The 17,649-nt window shown below is 70.2% G+C and carries 15 protein-coding genes and 2 tRNA genes; 11 read left to right on the forward strand and 6 right to left on the reverse strand.

Annotated elements, in window-relative coordinates:
- The first annotated feature begins 30 nt into the window (after positions 1-30).
- The 3 genes from E3U25_RS23930 to E3U25_RS23940 all read left to right on the forward strand — a co-directional run bounded on the left by E3U25_RS23930 (position 31) and on the right by E3U25_RS23940 (position 2,417).
- Positions 31-117: transfer RNA gene (locus tag E3U25_RS23930), tRNA-Leu, on the forward strand.
- A gap of 385 nt (positions 118-502) precedes the next feature.
- On the forward strand, positions 503-883 hold the full coding sequence (locus E3U25_RS23935; protein ID WP_036751685.1) for a hypothetical protein: 381 nt from the start codon (positions 503-505) through the stop codon (positions 881-883).
- 247 nt (positions 884-1,130) lie between these two features.
- Positions 1,131-2,417: an O-acetylhomoserine aminocarboxypropyltransferase/cysteine synthase family protein gene (locus tag E3U25_RS23940; RefSeq protein ID WP_072461540.1), complete on the forward strand. Its 1,287-nt coding sequence runs from the start codon at positions 1,131-1,133 to the stop codon at positions 2,415-2,417.
- Positions 2,418-2,458: 41 nt separating this feature from the next.
- Here E3U25_RS23940 and E3U25_RS23945 read toward each other — a convergent pair whose 3' ends face one another.
- Positions 2,459-3,322 carry an SIMPL domain-containing protein gene (locus tag E3U25_RS23945; protein WP_114537171.1) on the reverse strand — a complete coding sequence of 288 codons (864 nt, stop codon included), beginning with the start codon at positions 3,320-3,322 and terminating at the stop codon, positions 2,459-2,461.
- Between the two features lie 208 nt (positions 3,323-3,530).
- Here E3U25_RS23945 and E3U25_RS23950 point away from each other — a divergent pair, with 208 nt between their 5' ends.
- Positions 3,531-6,497 carry a hypothetical protein gene (locus E3U25_RS23950; RefSeq protein ID WP_166435606.1) on the forward strand — a complete coding sequence of 989 codons (2,967 nt, stop codon included), beginning with the start codon at positions 3,531-3,533 and terminating at the stop codon, positions 6,495-6,497.
- A 306-nt stretch (positions 6,498-6,803) separates the two neighbouring features.
- Here the strand turns inward: E3U25_RS23950 and E3U25_RS23955 are convergent, their stop codons facing one another.
- Positions 6,804-8,072 carry a bifunctional folylpolyglutamate synthase/dihydrofolate synthase gene (locus E3U25_RS23955; RefSeq protein ID WP_116222873.1) on the reverse strand — a complete coding sequence of 423 codons (1,269 nt, stop codon included), beginning with the start codon at positions 8,070-8,072 and terminating at the stop codon, positions 6,804-6,806.
- Positions 8,073-8,088: 16 nt separating this feature from the next.
- Positions 8,089-9,021: an acetyl-CoA carboxylase, carboxyltransferase subunit beta gene (gene accD / locus E3U25_RS23960; protein ID WP_036751675.1), complete on the reverse strand. Its 933-nt coding sequence runs from the start codon at positions 9,019-9,021 to the stop codon at positions 8,089-8,091.
- An 87-nt stretch (positions 9,022-9,108) separates the two neighbouring features.
- Here accD and cls point away from each other — a divergent pair, with 87 nt between their 5' ends.
- The 5 genes from cls to E3U25_RS23985 all read left to right on the forward strand — a co-directional run bounded on the left by cls (position 9,109) and on the right by E3U25_RS23985 (position 13,885).
- The gene (cls, locus tag E3U25_RS23965) at positions 9,109-10,536 is read left to right on the forward strand and encodes a cardiolipin synthase (RefSeq protein WP_116222872.1); all 1,428 of its coding nucleotides are present in this window, start codon (positions 9,109-9,111) and stop codon (positions 10,534-10,536) included.
- Between the two features lie 11 nt (positions 10,537-10,547).
- Positions 10,548-10,871, forward strand: coding sequence for a 4a-hydroxytetrahydrobiopterin dehydratase (locus tag E3U25_RS23970; protein WP_114537535.1), 324 nt, complete (start codon positions 10,548-10,550; stop codon positions 10,869-10,871).
- A 69-nt stretch (positions 10,872-10,940) separates the two neighbouring features.
- Positions 10,941-12,674 carry a dihydroxy-acid dehydratase gene (ilvD, locus tag E3U25_RS23975; protein ID WP_140848948.1) on the forward strand — a complete coding sequence of 578 codons (1,734 nt, stop codon included), beginning with the start codon at positions 10,941-10,943 and terminating at the stop codon, positions 12,672-12,674.
- A gap of 11 nt (positions 12,675-12,685) precedes the next feature.
- Positions 12,686-13,471 (forward strand): DUF6478 family protein, encoded by a 786-nt coding sequence (locus tag E3U25_RS23980; protein WP_140848946.1) that lies wholly within the window; start codon positions 12,686-12,688, stop codon positions 13,469-13,471.
- Positions 13,472-13,498: 27 nt separating this feature from the next.
- Positions 13,499-13,885: a hypothetical protein gene (locus E3U25_RS23985; protein ID WP_140848943.1), complete on the forward strand. Its 387-nt coding sequence runs from the start codon at positions 13,499-13,501 to the stop codon at positions 13,883-13,885.
- A gap of 9 nt (positions 13,886-13,894) precedes the next feature.
- On the opposite strand, the gene E3U25_RS23990 is transcribed toward E3U25_RS23985, so the two are convergent.
- Together E3U25_RS23990 and E3U25_RS23995 are read right to left on the reverse strand one after the other, a co-directional pair.
- Positions 13,895-14,614 (reverse strand): GNAT family N-acetyltransferase, encoded by a 720-nt coding sequence (locus tag E3U25_RS23990; RefSeq protein WP_140848941.1) that lies wholly within the window; start codon positions 14,612-14,614, stop codon positions 13,895-13,897.
- Positions 14,611-15,351, reverse strand: coding sequence for a competence/damage-inducible protein A (locus E3U25_RS23995; RefSeq protein WP_036751663.1), 741 nt, complete (start codon positions 15,349-15,351; stop codon positions 14,611-14,613). Before E3U25_RS23995 ends, E3U25_RS23990 begins: the two co-directional genes overlap by 4 nt.
- 125 nt (positions 15,352-15,476) lie before the next feature.
- Here E3U25_RS23995 and map point away from each other — a divergent pair, with 125 nt between their 5' ends.
- Complete coding sequence (gene map / locus E3U25_RS24000; protein ID WP_036751661.1) at positions 15,477-16,280, forward strand: type I methionyl aminopeptidase; 804 nt, start codon at positions 15,477-15,479, stop codon at positions 16,278-16,280.
- A gap of 172 nt (positions 16,281-16,452) precedes the next feature.
- Here the strand turns inward: map and E3U25_RS24005 are convergent, their stop codons facing one another.
- Positions 16,453-17,472, reverse strand: coding sequence for a LacI family DNA-binding transcriptional regulator (locus E3U25_RS24005; protein WP_072461531.1), 1,020 nt, complete (start codon positions 17,470-17,472; stop codon positions 16,453-16,455).
- Positions 17,473-17,570: 98 nt separating this feature from the next.
- On the opposite strand from E3U25_RS24005, the gene E3U25_RS24010 reads away from it, so the two are divergent.
- Positions 17,571-17,647: transfer RNA gene (locus E3U25_RS24010), tRNA-Arg, on the forward strand.
- The last annotated feature ends 2 nt before the right edge of the window (positions 17,648-17,649 follow it).

Genomic DNA, 17,649 nt, shown 5'->3' on the forward strand with positions numbered 1-17,649 from the left:
AGCGTCTATGAGACGCGAGCCTACGAAAGTGCGGTCGTGGCGGAATTGGTAGACGCGCAGCGTTGAGGTCGCTGTTCCTTAACCGGAGTGGAAGTTCGAGTCTTCTCGACCGCACCATTTTCATCCCCTGAAAATCTGGAAGAAACCGTCGCGGCATCTTGGCGATTCATGGTTGGCGTGTCACCGCCTAGCCTTGGCTCAAGGCCGCCCTGGTCCGCCAAGCGGCGCCAGCCGGGGTGAGAGGCCAGCCATCTGCCGTGATGCATACTTACGCAAAATGGATAATAATGCCGCTTTCTCTGTCGGAAAGCGCCTTATCTCTTGGCGTATTTCTGCGCTTTTCGGGCATTTTCATCGGCCGGATACCCTCTTTCACCTTGGAAAATACGGGGTGATGGCAGGGTTTCCATGAAATACTGTCGAAACGCTCGGCTACCGAGGAATATCTTGTAGTCAGACAAAATAGACAATAAAGCCTTCTCACTTTGTTGAGAGGTTTCCCATGATCGGACGTGTTTTTGCGCTTTGCGCGGCCTTTTCTCTGGCAGGCTGCGCCACCATCACCCGCGGGACGAAGGACGTGCTTGTCGTCAATTCGACCCCCGGCGGGGCCCAGGTCAGGCTCAGCGACGGGCAGACCTGCGAGAATACCCCCTGCAGCTTCAAGGTTCCGCGCAAGTCGGAGCTGAACGTCGCGGTGACGAAGGACCGCTGCAAGCCGCAGCAGGTCCGCGTGACCAACCGCGTGGCCGGCGGCGGCGGCGCGGCGATGGCCGGCAACGTGCTGGTCGGCGGGATCATCGGCGCGGGCGTCGACGCCTCTTCGGGGGCGATGCTGGAACTGGTGCCGAACCCGGTCAACGTGCAGCTTGAATGCCGCTGAGCCCTCGGCCCGGCGGATGCGCGAGGCCCGCCGGACATCGGCGGGCTTTTTCATGCGCCGCGCGCGGACCCGCAAGGGTGGGCTTGTCGTCGCAGCCCGGTCCTTTCGCGAAGCGGCGGGGGAAATCACGCGCCCCAGGGGCCTGCCCAGCGGGACGGCCGGCTTTTCCGGCGTTTCGCGGCGGGTTTGCTGTTCCCTTCGCCGCCCGCTTGCGCCTAGTCTCTGCCCGAAGAAGGGGAGAGTTTCCATGTCCGAGAATTGGGGTTTCGACACCACCGCCATCCATGCAGGCAGCGCGCCCGACCCGGCGACCGGGGCGCGGCAGGTGCCGATCTATCAGACCACGGCCTATGTCTTTCAGGACGCCGCCCATGCCGCGCGGCTCTTTGGCCTGCAAGAGGTCGGCTATATCTATTCCCGCCTGACCAACCCCACCGTCGCCGCGCTGCAGGCGCGGGTGGCCGAGCTGGAGGGCGGGGCCGGCGCGGTCTGCTGTTCCTCGGGGCATGCGGCGCAGATCATGGCGCTGTTCCCGCTGATGGGGCCGGGCCGGAACCTGATCGCCTCGACCCGGCTTTACGGCGGCACCATCACCCAGTTCAGCCAGACCATCAAGCGTTTCGGCTGGTCGTGCAAGTTCGTGGACCTGGACGACCTGGACGCGCTGCGCGCCGCCATCGACGACGACACCCGCGCCATCTTCTGCGAATCGATCAGCAATCCGGGCGGCTATGTCACCGACATCCCGGCGGTGGCCAAGGTCGCGGAGCAGGCCGGCCTGCCGCTGATCGTCGACAACACCCTGGCCACGCCCTGGCTGTGCAAGCCCATCGAGCTGGGCGCGACGCTGGTGGTCCACAGCCTGACCAAATACATGACCGGCAACGGCACGGTGACAGGCGGGGCCATCGTCGATTCGGGCCGGTTCGACTGGTCGGCCTCGGACAAGTTCCCCAGCCTGTCCCAGCCCGAGCCCGCCTATCACGGGCTGAAGTTCCACGAAACCTTCGGCGCGCTGGCCTATACCTTCCACGGCATCGCCATCGGGCTGCGCGACCTGGGCATGACCATGAACCCGCAGGCCGCGCATTACACGCTGATGGGGATCGAGACCCTGGGCCTGCGCATGGCCCGCCATGTCGAGAACGCGCTCGAGGTCGCGGAATGGCTGGAAAACGATCCGCGCGTGACCTCGGTCACCTATGCCGGCCTTGCCTCGTCGCCCTGGAACGAGACGGCGCGGCGGGTCTATCCCAAGGGGGCGGGGGCGCTGTTCACCTTTGCGATCAAGGGGGGCTACGACGCGGCGGTGAAGCTGGTGGATAACCTCAAGCTCTTCAGCCATGTGGCGAACCTGGGCGATGCGCGCTCGCTGGTGATCCATTCCGCCTCGACCACGCACAGCCAGCTGACCGACGAGCAGAAGATCGCGGCCGGCGCCGGGCCGGACGTGGTGCGGCTTTCGATCGGGATCGAGGACGCGGCCGACATCATCGCCGACCTGGACCAGGCGCTGGCGGCTGCCACGGCCTGAACCGGAAAGGGCGGCGCATCGTTGCGCCGCCCGTCGGGGGATCAGTTCGCCGGAGCCTCGACCGGGGGCTCCTCGGGTGCGATTTCGCCCTCGGGTGTGATTTCACCTTCGGGCGGCTCGCCGCCTTGCGGCGCATCGGCCGGGCGCATGGCGAAGACCGCGGTGACATCGGCGCTGACGGCCAGCTCGCCCGCCTCGATGGGCGTATCGGCCGAGCCGGCCGCTTGGGCGCGCATGGCCATCATCGGGCGCGGCCCGCCGCCCGTCGGTGCCTCGGAAAGCGAGATCAGCCGGCCAAGCCGCATCCCCGCCGCCTCGGCCATCACCTCGGCGCGGCGGCGCGCCTCGGCCACGGCCTCGCTGCGGGCCTGGTCTTCGGCCTCGGCCATGTCCTCGCGCGAAAACGCGATGCCGCTGATCTCGTTGGCGCCCGAGGCGACCAGCTTGTCCAGCACCGCGCCCAGCCCGGCGATGTCGCGCACCCGCACGGTCACGCTGTTCTGCGCGCCATAGCCGGTCAGCTTCGGCGGCTGGCCCTGGTCCGAGTAATCCATGACCGGCGACAGGTTCAGCCCCGAGGTCTGGATGTCGCGCGCCTCGATCCCCTCGGCCTTCAGCGTCTCGATGACCTTGGCCTGCTGCTCGGCGTTCTGCGTCATCGCCTCGGCCGCGGTGGCGGCGCGGGTGCTGACGCCCAGGGTGATCGTGGCCATGTCGGGCTGGATCGTGGCATGGCCGGTGCCGGTCACGGTCAGCTTGGCGAAGGGGGCTGCATGTTTCATCATGTGATGTCCCATCTGCGCGGGCGGCGGCGGCGCGTCGGCCGGGGCGGTCTGGGCCAGCAGCGGGCCGGCGCCCAGAACGATCAGCGTCGTGGCGGCCAGCAGGGGTCGGAATCGGGGCATCGGGTCTTACTCCTTGGCGCATCGGGTGCTTTGCCCTTGCGCGGTTGTCTTCACGAGCCCCCATAACGCCGCAAATGCGTTCCGGGATGCGTCACAATCCGGTGTTCGGCTTTTCACGGATCGCGTTCTGGGCTAGTTCAGAACCATCAATCACGAAGATGCGTCCGGGACAGCCCAGGGCGCCCGGAACCGAAAGCAAAGCCTGTCGATGTCGCTTGATTCCGTCACCGAATACGCACTCTCCTTCAGCGAGGATGCCGTGCATCTGGAACGTCGCGAGCGGGGCCCGCAGGGGCAGGACGGCGTCGCGCCGGGGGCTTGGCGGCATCTGGGCTCGGTCGATTTCGCCTCGCCCGACTTTCACGACGCGCTGGCGCGGCTGCGCGCCATGGCCACCGGGGACGAGGCGGTGCTGCCCGTCGTGCTGATCATTCCCGACGACCAGATCCTCTACACGACGCTGACGGTCGCGCCGGGTGCGGATCGCGACCATGCGGTGGGCCGCGCGCTGGACGGGCTGACCCCCTATGCGATCGAGGATCTGGCCTTCGACTGGCAGGGCGAGGGCGACAGCGTCCGCGTCGCCGCCGTGGCCCGCCAGACCCTGCGCGAGGCCGGCGATTTCGCCCGGCAATACGGGTTCGATGGGCGGGGATACTGCGCCGCGCCGGCCGCGGGACTTTATCCGGGCGAGCCGGTCTTCGTGCTGGAGGCGGCGCCGCGCAGCCGCCCGCAGGTCGATCCGGCGCAGGCCGGCGTGACGGCCTCGGCGCTGCTGATCGAGGAAGAGCCGGCCGAAACCCAGGACGCGCTGGATCTCGACGGCGATGGTTCCGAGGCGCCGGAGGATGCGGCGGAAAATGCGCCCCAGCCGGCGGCTGACGGGGAGGCTGGCGACGATCCGGCCCCGCAGGCGGAGCCGGGCGAGAGGGTCGGGTTTTCCGAGGAAGCTGCGGTATTCATCGGAAATAACATCGAAAAATCCGAGGAATCTGAGGGGGCTGATCCGGCCTCGACCCCTGAGGAGGCTGCCCCAGCGGAAAACGATGTTTCCGAGGCGCTCGAAGCGGCAGAGCCGGACCAGCCTGACGCGGCTGCGCCGGAGGCCGGACCCGACGCGCGGCCCGAAGCCGTGCCGCAGGCCGGCGCCGCGCTGAACCCGCGGGCCCGCGCCGTGCATGAACGCGCGGCCGATGCCCGTCGTGCCCCCCGACCGGCGGGCGCCGCCCCGGTTCAGCCCCGCCGTCCCGGCGAACGGGGCGGGCTTGCCGGGCTGATCGCCATGCTGGGCGCGCTGGTCGTCGGGCTGATCCTGATCTGGGCCTTCCTGGTGCCGGACCGGCAGGAAGCGCAGCTTGCCGCAGCCGCCCCGGCCGAGCAGGTGCCGGCGGCCGCCGCCCCGGCCGAAGCCGAACCCGCGCCGGAACCCGCACTGGAACCCACGCCCGCACCGACCGCTTCTCCGTCGGCCGCGACCGAGCCTGCCCCGGCAGAGGCTGCGCCTGAGCCAGCGTCCCAGCCCGCGCCTGCCCCGGCGCCGGAGCAGCGCGCAGCGGCCGAGCCTGCAGCCGCGCCGCTTTCGGCCCTGACCGAGGAGGAACGGCGCCGGGTCATGGTCGCCGCTGCGGCGGTCGCAGCTGCCGTGGTGCCGCCCGCGGCGCAGAGCGCCGCGCCAGCAGCGGCGCCGGAGCCCGCCGCGCCCGCGCCGGACGACGCCCCGGCCAGCGCCGCCCAGGCCGCCACGCTGCCTGCCGCGACCTCGGCCCCCGCTGCCGCGCCGCCCCGGCCCGCGCCGGTCGCCGCCGGGCTGACCAGTTCGGCCCGGCCGCAGCTTGCGCCGCGCCGCAGCACGCCGCAGACCTCGGCGCCGCGGGCCGATACTGCGCCGCGCGTGCCCTCGAACCCGCTGCCCTATGAGGCCAGCCAGTCCCGCGCCCAGCCCGTCGGCAGCGCGCGGCCGCCCGGACGCAGCCGCGCCGCGCCGCCCGCCGCCCCGACGTCGACGTCGACGTCGACGCCGGCGCCGACACCGGCCCCGGCGCAGGAGCCCGCCGTCCAACCCGTCGCCGCGACCGGCAATGCGATGCTGCGCGGCTCGGCCCGGCCGCCGTCGCGCCCCGAGGGCTCGACCCCCGAGGCTCCGGGCGCGGGCCTGTCTGCCGACGACCTGACCCCGGCCGAACAGGGGCATTTGCGCGACCTTATCCGCGATCTCGGCCGCGATGGGCTGGTCGTGCAGCAATCCCCGCCCCGCGGCGAGCGGCTGGCGCAGGCGCGGCCGCAGCGCAAGCCCGGTTCGGCCAGCGATGCCGCCAGCCCATCGGCCATCGACGCCGCGGTGAGATCGGCGACCACGCCGCCACCAGACAAGCCCGACCATGTCGAAAGCGCCGCCGCGCCCGCCCAGGATTCGGGCGGGCTTTTGCGTGGCTCGGCCCGTCCCCGCGCCCGTCCTGGCGCGTCGGCCGTCGCCTCGGCAGGCGGCGGGGTTTCGGACGGGGCGGTCGAGGCCGCCATCTCGGCCGCGGTCGCGGCTTCGCCCGCCACGCCGGGCGGGGTGCGGCTTTCGGCGCTGGCTTCCTCGCCCCTGCCGCCCCGGCGTGGCGAGCGCGCAGCCCCCGATGCGGCACCGACGGCCGAGGCCCCGGCCGCTGCGCCCGCGGCGGCGCCCGGACCCAGCGAGGCCGAACTGGCCGCCCGCCGCAAGCTTGACGAGCAATTGCAGGCCCAGGCCGAGGCGCGCATCCGCGCCCGCGCCGCCGCCGACGCCAAGGCCGAGGCCGAGGCCCGCGCCCAGGCCGAGGCCCGCGCCCGCGCCCAGGCCGCAGCCGAGGAACGGGCCGCTCGCGCCCAACGCCAGGACTACAAGCCGCCCGAGATCGACAACGAGCCCGAGATCGCCGCCAACGCCCTGCCCAAGGGCGCGACCTCGGCCTCGGTGGCCAAGGCCGCGACCCAGGCCCGCGGCATCGACATGGGCCGCACCACGGTCATCGGCATCATCGGCGCCGGCAAGGCCAGCCGCGCGCTGATCCGGCTGCGCAGCGGCAAGGTGGTGACGGTCCGGCTGGGCGACCGCATCGACGGCGGCACGATCAATTCCATCGGCGACGGACGGCTGACCTATGTCAAGGCGGGCCGCACCCATGAATTGCGGATGCTGGACGGGCGCTGACCAAGGTTTCCTGCCGATCGCCTGGCCATTGCCCGAGCGGCGGGACGATCTCCCCCCGCGGGCCACCCCGCGAGAGACCTATGGGAAGCCTTCGTGACCTGGGGTTGCATCCTGCGCGCGGGTCGCCCCAATGGCGGTTGCCGGAATGCCCAGCCTCTGCTGGGGTCGGCACCGCTCACATCAATGGCGGGCCCGTTCGCCCCGCGCCTATCGCAATCATCACCGTCAACGCGGCCGGGCATTCCCGCCGAGGCGGTGCCGGACGCGGCCAATCCGTGCCGGGGCCGGTGCGAATCGCCTGCCGGTCTAGCCGTTCCGGCGCAGCACCTGCCCGGCGAGATAAAGCGAGCCGCAGATCAGGATGCGCGCGCCGGGGTGATCCGCGGCGATGCGGCCGACCGCTGACAGCGCATCCGGGGCGGTGCTGGCCGCAAGCCCCACCGAGGTTGCGGCTGCGGCGGTGTCCTCGGCCGGCAGGGTGTTCGGCTCGCCGGGGATGGCCACGGCGGTCAGGCTGTGCGCCACCCCGGCCAGCGGCCGCATGTAGCCCGCCACGTCCTTGGTGTTCAGCATGCCGCAGACCAGATGCGTCGGCCGGCGCGGCAGGGCGGCCAGCGTCGCCGCCACCGCCTCGCCCCCGGCCGGGTTGTGGCCGCCGTCGAGCCAAAGCTCGCAGGCCCCCGCCGCCTCGACCAGCGGGCCATGGCCCAGGCGCTGCATGCGCGCGGGCCATTCGGCCTCGGTCACGGCGGCGCGGGCCTCGATGCGGCCGAATCCCAGTTCGCGCAGCGCGGCGATGGCGGTGCCGGCGTTCACGATCTGATGCGGGCCGGGCAGGACGGGCAGGGGCAGGTCCATCAGCCCGTGTTCGTCCTGGTAGACCAGGCTGTCGCCCTCGCGCCGGCTGTCCCAGTCCTGCCGGCCGATGCGCAGCGGCGCGAATAGCCGCTCGGCCTTCTGCTCGATCACCTCGCGGGCGACGGCCTCCTGCGGGGCGACGATGCAGGGCACGCGGCGCTTCATGATCCCGGCCTTTTCGCCGGCGATCTCGGCCAGCGTCTCGCCCAGGTATTGCGTATGGTCGATGCTGATGGGGGTGATGACGGTCAGGGCCGGCGCCTCGATCACGTTGGTCGCGTCCAGCCGGCCGCCCAGGCCCACTTCCAGCAGCGTGTAATCCGCCGGCGTTCGCGAGAAGGCCAGGAAGGCCGCCGCGGTGGTGATCTCGAAGAAGGTGATCGGCGCGCCGGCGTTCGCGGCCTCGCATTCCTCGAGCACCGCGGCCAGGTCGGCCTCCGAGATCAGCTCCCCGGCCAGCCGGATGCGCTCGTGGAACTGCGCCAGATGCGGCGAGGTATAGGCATGGACGCGCTTGCCGGCCGATTCCAGCCCGGCGCGGATCATCGCCTGGGTCGAGCCCTTGCCGTTGGTCCCGGCGATGTGGATCGCGGGCGGGATGCTGCGCTCCGGGTTGCCCAGGGCGGCAAGGATGCGGTGCATCCGGTCCAGCGACAGGTCGATGACCTTGGGATGCAGCTGCATGAGCCGCGCGAGAATGGCGTCGGAGGAGGTCATCGCGATGTCGTCCGGCCTAGGCGGAGGCGTTGTCGGCGGCGTTTTCGTGGCGCGGTGCGGCGATGGTGCCGGGCGCGGGCAGGTCGCCCACCACCGGCGCGGGCAGGCCGCCCAGCATGCGCAGGATCGAGATCAGCTCTTCGCGCAGCTTCTTGCGATGCGTCACCCGGTCCAGCATGCCGTGTTCCAGCAGGTATTCGGCGCGCTGAAAGCCCTCGGGCAGCTTTTCGCGGATGGTTTGCTCGATCACGCGCGGGCCGGCAAAGCAGATCAGCGCGTTCGGTTCCGAGATCTGGATGTCGCCCAGCATGGCATAGCTGGCGGTCACGCCGCCGGTGGTCGGATGGGTCAGCACGACGATATAGGGCAGCCGCGCCTCTTTCAGCATCTCGACGGCGACGGTGGTGCGGGGCATCTGCATCAGCGACAGGATGCCTTCCTGCATGCGCGCGCCGCCGGCGGCCGAGAACAGCACCAGGGGCCGCTTGAGCTTTACCGCGCGTTCGGCCGCGGCGATGATGGCATTGCCGACATACATGCCCATCGAGCCGCCCATGAAGGAAAAGTCCTGCGCGGCGGCGACGATGGGGGTGCGGCCGATCTCGCCCTCGGCGACCAGCATCGCCTCTTTCTCGCCGGTGGACTTCTGCGCGGCCTTCATGCGGTCGGGGTATTTCTTCTGGTCGCGGAAGCCCAGCGGGTCGGCGACCGGCTCGGGCACCTTGACCTCGACGAAGACGCCGCCGTCGAACAGCGCGGCAAAGCGGCCGCGCGGGCTGATCGCCAGGTGATGGTCGCAATTCGTGCAGACGTTCAGGTTGTCCGACAATTCGCGGTGGAACAGCATGGTCCCGCATTCCGGGCATTTGGTCCACAGGTTCTCGGGCACCTCGCGGCGCGAGAACAGCGAATTGATGCGCGGACGGACATAATTGGTGATCCAGTTCATCGGCGGCCCCCTGCGCTGCGTTCTGGGCTCAGATATGCAAAGCGGTGCCGAATTGCAATTCCGCGCTGTCCGGGCTTTCATGGCGGCATGTGGACCGAAGCCCTTGTGTTCATGCATTACGCAGCCGCGCTGGCCGTTTCGGTGCGCGTGCTGCTGCGTCCGCGGCTTGAGCCGACGGTCCGCCTGTCCTGGATCCTGGTGATCGAGCTGGTGCCGCTGGTCGGCATCCTGGCCTATGTGCTGTTCGGCGAGATCCGCATGCGCGGCGCCGAGGTCGAGACCATGGCCAATGTCCGCTCGCGCCTGTCCGGCCTGTGGCAGTCCAGCCCCGAAGAGCTGAAGCTGCTGCCCGATTTCGCCGAGCCGGTCATCAAGGCGAATCGCGCCACCACCGGCTTTGCCGCGGTGGCCGGCAACCGCGCCGCGCTGCTGCCCGAGGACGACAGCGCCATCGCCGCGCTGGTCGAGGCGATCGACGGCGCGACCGAGCATGTCCACATGCTGTTCTATATCTGGCTCGACGATCCCTCGGGGCGGTCGGTGGCAGAGGCGGCGATCCGCGCCGCCGGGCGCGGCGTCAAGGTGCGGGCGATCATCGACGCCTTCGGCTCGCGCGCCTTCGGCCGGTCCGAATCCTGGTCGCGGATGAAGGCGGCAGGGGTCGAATGCGTCGAGGCGCTGCCGCTGAGCATCCCGGTGATCGGCGGCCTGTTCCAGCGCATGGACCTGCGCAACCACCGCAAGATCGTGGTGATCGACCATGTTCTGGGCTTTACCGGCAGCCGCAACTGCTCGGACCGGGCCTTCGCCATCAAGCCGCGCTATGCGCCCTGGATCGACGTCTTCCTGGCCATCGAGGGGCCGGTGGTGCGGCAGATGCAGGCGGTCTTCCTGCAGGACTGGATGAGCTATACCGGCGAAGACCTGGGCGAGATGCTGCGCATGACCCGCCCCGTCACCGCGCCGGGCGAGGTGGCGCAGGTCGTCGCCACCGGGCCGGACGAGCGCCAGGGCTCGCTGTCGGACTGCATGGTGACGATGATCCATGCCGCGCGCGAGCGGCTGGTGATCACGACGCCCTATTATGTGCCCGACGCCTCGCTCGATTCGGCGATCCGCACGGCGGCGCGGCGGGGCGTGGATGTGACCGTGATCCTGCCCGAGCGCAACGATTCGCTGGTGGTGCAGGCCACGTCCGAGGGGTTCTATTACGGGCTGGTCTCGGCCGGGGTCAGGCTGATGCTGTTCCAGGGCGGGCTCTTGCATTCCAAGATCATCACCGCCGACGGGCGCATGGCCATGCTGGGCAGCGCCAACATGGACCGCCGCAGCTTCGAGCTGAACTACGAGATGAACATGCTGTTCCTGGGCGGCGACATCACCGAGCGGCTGGACGAACGCCAGCAGGGCTATATCGCCCGCGCCCGGCCGATCGCGCTGGAGGACATCCGCGGCTGGTCGGTCCGGCGCCGGCTGCGCAACAATCTTCTGGCGCTGGCGGCGCCGATCCTGTGACGGAGGACGCGATGACGGACCGCAGCAAGGACAAGATCGTGGACGGCGCCGCCGCGCTGTCGCCGGAGGAATTGCGCAAGGCGCTGGCCGACCTGCCCGAGTGGCGCATGGCCGAGGACGGCAAGTCGATCCAGCGCGAATGGCGCTTCAAGAACTTCAGGCAGGCGGCGCAGCTGGCCAACCTGGCCGCCTGGCAGGCCGAGGCCGCCGGGCACCATCCCGACATCGCCTTTGGCTGGGGCCATGCCCGCGTCACCTATGCCACCCATTCGGCCGGGGGCGTGACCATGAACGACCTGATCATGGCCGCCCGGCTGGACGCGGCCCTGGGCTGAGGGCGGGCGGCAGCCCCTTGCTCCGCGGGCGGGCTGGGCCTATCCAGAATCCAGCCGGAGGATGCAGCCATGAAGAACAGCCGTTTCGACAAGTCGACCCTGCCCAGTCGCCATGTCACCGAGGGGCCGGCCCGCGCGCCGCATCGCAGCTATTTCTATGCCATGGGCATCTCGGACGAAGAGATCCATTCCCCCTGGGTGGGGGTGGCGACCTGCTGGAACGAGGCCGCGCCCTGCAATATCGCGCTGGCCCGCCAGGCCCAGTCGGTCAAGCAGGGCGTCAAGAAGGGCGGCGGCTGCCCGCGCGAGTTCACCACCATCACCGTCACCGACGGCATCGCCATGGGGCACGAGGGGATGCGCTCGAGCCTTGCCTCGCGCGATGCCATCGCCGACACGGTCGAACTGACCATGCGCGGGCATTGCTATGACGCGCTGGTCGGGCTGGCGGGCTGCGACAAGTCGCTGCCGGGCATGATGATGGCCATGGTGCGGCTGAACGTGCCCAGCGTCTTCATCTATGGCGGCTCGATCCTGCCGGGCAAGCTGGACGGGCGCGACGTGGTGGTCCAGGACGTGTTCGAGGCCGTGGGCCAGCACGCCGCCGGCAAGATGACCGATGCCGAGCTGGAGATCCTGGAGCGCGTGGCCTGTCCCTCGGCCGGGGCCTGCGGCGGGCAATATACCGCCAACACCATGGCCTGCGTCAGCGAGGCCATCGGGCTGGCGCTGATGAACAGCTCGGGCGCGCCGGCGCCCTACGAATCGCGCGATCAATACGGGCTCGCCTCGGGTGAGGCGGTGATGGCGCTGATCGAGAGGAACATCCGCGCCCGCGACGTGGTGACGCGCAAGTCGCTGGAAAACGCGGCGCGGGTGGTGGCCTGCACCGGCGGCTCGACCAATGCCGGGCTGCACCTGCCCGCCATCGCGCATGAGGCGGGCATCCCCTTCGATCTGTTCGACGTCTGCGACATCTTTCGCGACACGCCCTATTTCGTGAACCTGCGCCCCGGCGGCGACTACGTCGCCAAGGATCTGTTCGAGGCCGGCGGCGTGCCGGTGGTCATGCGCGAGCTGCGCCGCGCCGGGCTGATCCACGAGGATTGCCTGACCGCCTCGGGGCGCAGCATGGGCGAGGAACTGGACCTTGTCGCGCGCGAGATCGACGGCAAGGTCATCCATCCGGTGACGGCGCCGCTGTCGCGGACCGGCGGCGTGGTCGGGCTGCGCGGCAATCTGGCACCCGACGGCGCCATCGTGAAGGTCGCGGGCATGGCGCCCGAGCATCAGGTCTTTACCGGCCCCGCCCGCGTCTTCGAATCCGAGGAAGAGGCCTTCGACGCCGTCACCCGCCGCGACTATGCCGAGGGCTGCGTGATCGTCATCCGCAACGAGGGCCCGGCCGGCGGCCCCGGCATGCGCGAGATGCTGGCGACCACGGCGGCGCTGTCGGGGCAGGGCATGGGCAAGAAGGTGGCGCTGATCACCGACGGGCGGTTTTCCGGCGCGACGCGCGGCTTCTGCGTCGGCCATGTCGGCCCGGAGGCGGCGCATGGCGGCCCCATCGCGCTGCTGCGCGACGGCGACATGATCACCATCGACGCGATCCGGGGCGAGATTTCCGTGGCGCTGAGCGACGAGGAACTGGCGCAGCGCCGCGCCGCATGGGCCGGGCCGCGCAAGACGGATTATGCCTCGGGCGCGTTGTGGAAATACGCTCAGCTGGTCGGCAAGGCTCGCTACGGCGCCGTGACCCATCCGGGTGCGGCCGCCGAAACCCACGTCTACATGGATCAGTGACAGGCGGACGCATGGCAATACGCCCTGGTAAATGGCTTGAACGCAAGACCCGAGAGCGGGCTGCACAGCAATGGACGGCGCTGGCCGGGGGCGTCGAAACGCTGCCCGCCGCCCGCCTGCGCCACCTGCGCGAGGAGGCGCGCGCGCTGCGCGGCAGCCTCGACCGCTTCCTGATCGGCGCCGACCGCCGCGCGGCGCGTTCGCGTGCGGCGCTGGATGCGCTGCACCTGCCCGGCGGCACCGACTGGCGCTGGCGCCCCGGCTTCATGGCCGGGCAGGTCACGCCGCGCGGGCTGGCCGGGCCCGAGGCCGGCGACCGGCTGGGCGAGGGGGCGGCGGTCTGGCACGACTGCCCCGAACGTGCGCTGATCCTGGAACAACTGGCCAATGGCGGCGCGACCGACCTGTCGCCCTTTGGCATGCGGCTCGAGGTGTTCGGCTTTGCCGGCAGCTTCCTGTCGCTGTCCATCGACCTGCCCGAAAGCGCGTTGCAGGGCCTGACCCGCAGCCATGTCCTGCGGCTGGAGACCGGCATCATCGCCGAGCGCGCGCTGGAGGTCTATGCCCGGCTGAACATCGGCCATGGCCCGAACACCGACCAGGCCACGCTGCAACTGCGCCGCTTCGAGCCGGGCCATTACAGCCGGCAGGTGACCGAGTTCGACCTTGCCTATACCCCGATGAACGAGAAGCGGCTGGAAAAGATCTGGCTGGACCTGATTTTCGAGGCGCCCCGCATGAATGCGGTCGAGATCCGCGAGTTGTTCTTCTCGCGCCACCTGCGGGCCCAGTTCTGACCCTGGTTCTGACCAAGGAATGTTTTAATGAGTGAATTTGAATCCCTGGGGCTGAAAAGCGGGATCTGGCAGGGGGTGATCCACCGCGACGCCCAGCCGGGCCGGCTGGTGCTGGTGCATATGGGCAGCCGCGTGGCCGAGGCCCGGCTGACCGCCGAAGCACCCGGCCGCTGGCGCGTCGCCGCCGCCATCCCGGCCGAGCGGCTGTCGGAAGGCGCGCAAAGCTTCCTTCTGGTCGAGGACGGGGGCGCCGAGGGCGAGCCGCCCCGGCCCGGCGCCCGCCGCCTGGCCAGCCTGACCCTGGTCGCGGGCGAGATCCTGGACGGCGACCTGCATGCCGAGCTGAGCCTGATGCGCGGCGAGCTGGAGCTGCTCAAGAAGGAATTGCGCCGCCTGGCGGCCGCGCCAGCCTGAGCGCCGGCTTCAGTCCTTGCTCCAATAGCCGTAGCCGCCGAGTTCCGCAAAGCCCAGCCGGTCATAGGCCGCGCGGGCGCCGGCATTGGCGCGGCCGACCGCCAGCGCCAGCCGGGTTGCGCCCTGCGCCTCGGCCCAGGTCGCCGCCATGCGGATCAGCCAGCCCGCCACGCCCTGCCGGCGCAGGGCGGGCACCACCTCGATGGCGTGGATCATGGCGACCGGCCCGTCCAGCGCCACGAAGGCCGCGCCGGCCGCGCGATCCTGCATCCGTCCCAGCAGCGCGGTCTTGGGCAGGGCCACGCGCTCCATCACCGCCTGGCGGGCGGCCGAGACATTGCCGTCGCTCCAGATGTCGCGCTGCATGGCCAGCGGCGGCCAGATCTCGAAGGTGGCCAGCGGCGGGACGGGCAGGGCGGTCAGCCGGGCGCAATCGGCGGCCAGGATCGCGGTGGGCGTGCCATGGCGAAAGCCCTGCGCCGCCAGCGCCTGCGCCAACGCGGCATCGTCATCGGCGACGCGGAACATCGGCCGCTCGTTCCAGCCGCGCTGGATGGCTTCGGCGCGGGCGATGTCGGCCTCGGTCCAGTCGGGCCGCGCGGCGCGGGCCGAGCTGACGCGGCCGCCGCCGGCCCGGCCGCGGCCGACCAGGAAACCGCCGGCCGGCGCATATTCGGCGGCGGGCCAGGTGGTCTCGAAGGCGCGGGCGATGTCGGGATCGCCGATCACAGGGCCAGCCTTTCGCGCAGCAGGGTCATGGCGTCGGTGACGCGCTTGTCGTCCAGCCCGCGGATCACCAGGCTGGTGCCGTAGCGCTGCCCGCTCTGGAAGGGATAGGAGCCGAGCGACAGGTCCGGGAAGGCATCGGCCACGGCGCGCAGCTCGTCGGCCACGTCGGATTCCGGGCGCAGCACCTCCAGCGCCTCGCTGACCGAGGGGCGGCCGGTCGGCAGGCCCGGCACCACCGCCTCGACCATGGCGCGGAACACCTCGGGCACGCCGGCCATGACATAGGTGTTGCCGATATGGAAACCCGGCGCGGCGGAATGCGCGTTGGGGATCAGCGCCGCGCCCAGCGGGATGCGGGCCATGCGCAGGCGGTTGCCGGTCACTTCGACGCCGCGCGCCTGCCAGCGCTCGACCATGACGCGCCGCGCCTCCTCGTTGATCTCGATGCCCACGCCGAAGGCGGCGGCGACGGCATCGGCGGTGATGTCGTCATGCGTCGGCCCGATGCCGCCCGAGGTGAACAGCATGTCCCAGGCGCCGCCCAGCGAGCAATCCAGCGCCCTGATCGCGGCGGTGATCTGGTCGTGGTCGTCGCCGACGATGCGCACTTCGCGCAGGTCGACGCCGATGCTATTGAGGACCTGCGACAGGTAATGGGCATTGCCCTCGCGCGTGCGGCCCGAAAGGATCTCGTCCCCGATGACGAGGATGGCGGCGGTGGGATTGTCGGATTGCATCGGCGCGCTCCTCCTGGCGATCTGGCTCCTTGCGCAAATGTATAGGTCCGCCCGAGGGGCTGGAACAAGTGGCGGCATGGGACTATCTGTGGAACGGACCAGCAGGACGACGCCAAGGGGACGCCATGAACGACGCACGCCAGACCCGCGAGGGAATCCGCATCCACGACCCGCAGGACTTCCAGGGCATGCGGGCGGCCGGGCTGATCGCGGCGCAGATCCTGGACGAGGTCGGTCCCTTGGTGCAGCCCGGCGCCACCACCGGCGGCCTGGACGATTTCATCCGGGGCCGGGTCGAGGAACTGGGCGCCACCAGCGCCACCATCGGCTATCGCGGCTACCAGCACGCCAGCTGCATCAGCGTGAACCACGTCGTCTGCCACGGCATCCCCGGCGACAAGATCCTGGCCGAGGGCGACATCCTGAACATCGACGTGACGGTGATCGTGGACGGCTGGTATGGCGACAGCTCGCGCATGTATGTGGCGGGCAGGCCCAGCGTCAAGGCGCGCCGGCTGATCCAGGTCACGCATGACGCGCTGATGTGCGGCATCGAGGCCGTCCGTCCCGGCGCCACCTTCGGCGACATCGGCTGGGCGATCCAGTCCTATGTGGAATCGAACCGCATGTCGGTGGTGCGCGACTTCTGCGGCCACGGCCTTGGCCGCAGCTTCCACGCGCCGCCGAACGTGCTGCATTTCGGCCGTCCCGGCAAGGGCCCGGTGCTGGAGGAAGGCATGTTCTTCACCATCGAGCCCATGGTGAACCTCGGCCGGCCCGAAACCAAGATCCTTGCCGACGACTGGACGGCGGTGACGCGCGACAAGTCGCTCTCGGCCCAGTTCGAGCATTCGATCGGCGTGACCGCGGATGGCTGCGAGATCTTCACGCCTTCGCCAAAGGGCCTGTTCTTCCCCGAGCTGGGCTGACTTCCCGGATCCGGCTTCTTCGTTCCGAAAATACCCATGCGACCGCGCAACCGTCGCTGCCGCATGGGTATTTGTGAAACGGAGAAAAACGCAGGCCGGTGCGCAAGGGCCAGGCCTGCGCCCGTTTCACCGTCTGCCAAATACTCCTGCAGCGCCGCCCGCCGGCGCGGCGTCAATGCTTGCGGATGGTCTCTCCCGGCAAGATGGTCGGGGCCAGCGCGATGATGCCGTTCTCGGGCCGCGGCTCCTTGCCGGCGACGATGCGGGCCGCGCGCCGGCCGATGTCGATGCGCCGCGCGTCGGTGGTGGTCAGCCGCATCGGCAGCCCGTCCAGCAGCTCGACGCCGTTGAAGCCCGCAAGCCCCAGCCTGCCGGGAATGTCGTAGCCGTTCTCCATGCACCACAAGAGCCCGCCGGCCCCGATCATGTCGTTGGAGAAATACAGGAAGTCCAGCTCCGGCTCGCGCGTCAGGATGCGCTCGGTCATCTCGCGTCCCTTCAGCAGCGACGAGCCGCCCTGGTAATATTCCCGCGCCGCCAGCTGCACGCCGCGCTCGCCCAGCCGTTCCTCGAAGCCGGCGAGCCGCTTGCGGGCGCGATGGTCCTCGGGCATGTGCGTGCCGATGAAGCCGATGCGGCGATAGCCGGCGGCCAGGATCTCGTCGGCCATCTCGGCCCCGGCCCGGCGGTGCGAGATGCCGACGGCGGTGTCGATCGGCGTGCCGTCCACATCCATGATCTCGACCACCGGCAGGCCGGCGTTGTCCAGCATGGCCCGCGCCGCCCGGCTGTGTTCCAGCCCGGCCAGGATCACCCCCGAGGGCCGCCAGCTCAGCATGTCGTAAAGTACCGCATCCTCGCGCGAGGGGCTGTAATTCGTCACGCCCACCACCGGCTGCAGGCCGGTATCGTCCAGTTCGGCCGAGATCCCGCCCAGCACGTCGGGAAACACCATGTTCGACAGCGACGGGATGACCACCGCGACCAGGTTCACGCGCTGGCTGGCGAGCCCGCCTGCGATCTTGTTGGGGACATAGCCCAGGGTACGGGCGGCGGTCAGCACCTTCTCGCGCGTGGCGGCCGAGACGTCGCCCCGGTTGCGCAGCACGCGGCTGACGGTCATCTCGGACACGCCTGATGCTTCGGACACATCGCGCAGGGTCAGTGGGCGGCGGGGTCTTTTCGTGTTCATCGCAACTACCGGGACGCAATCATGTTACCGTTATCTTTTCCGCCCGGCCGCGGCAAGCTTGCCATTTTCGCGGCCAGAGGGCAAAAGAGGCCCCAGGCGGCCCCGTGGCTCAACTGGATAGAGCAGCCCCCTCCTAAGGGGCAGGTTACAGGTTCAAATCCTGTCGGGGTCACCATC

Source organism: Paracoccus versutus, assembly GCF_029909795.1.
In the GTDB taxonomy this organism is placed as follows: domain Bacteria; phylum Pseudomonadota; class Alphaproteobacteria; order Rhodobacterales; family Rhodobacteraceae; genus Paracoccus; species Paracoccus versutus.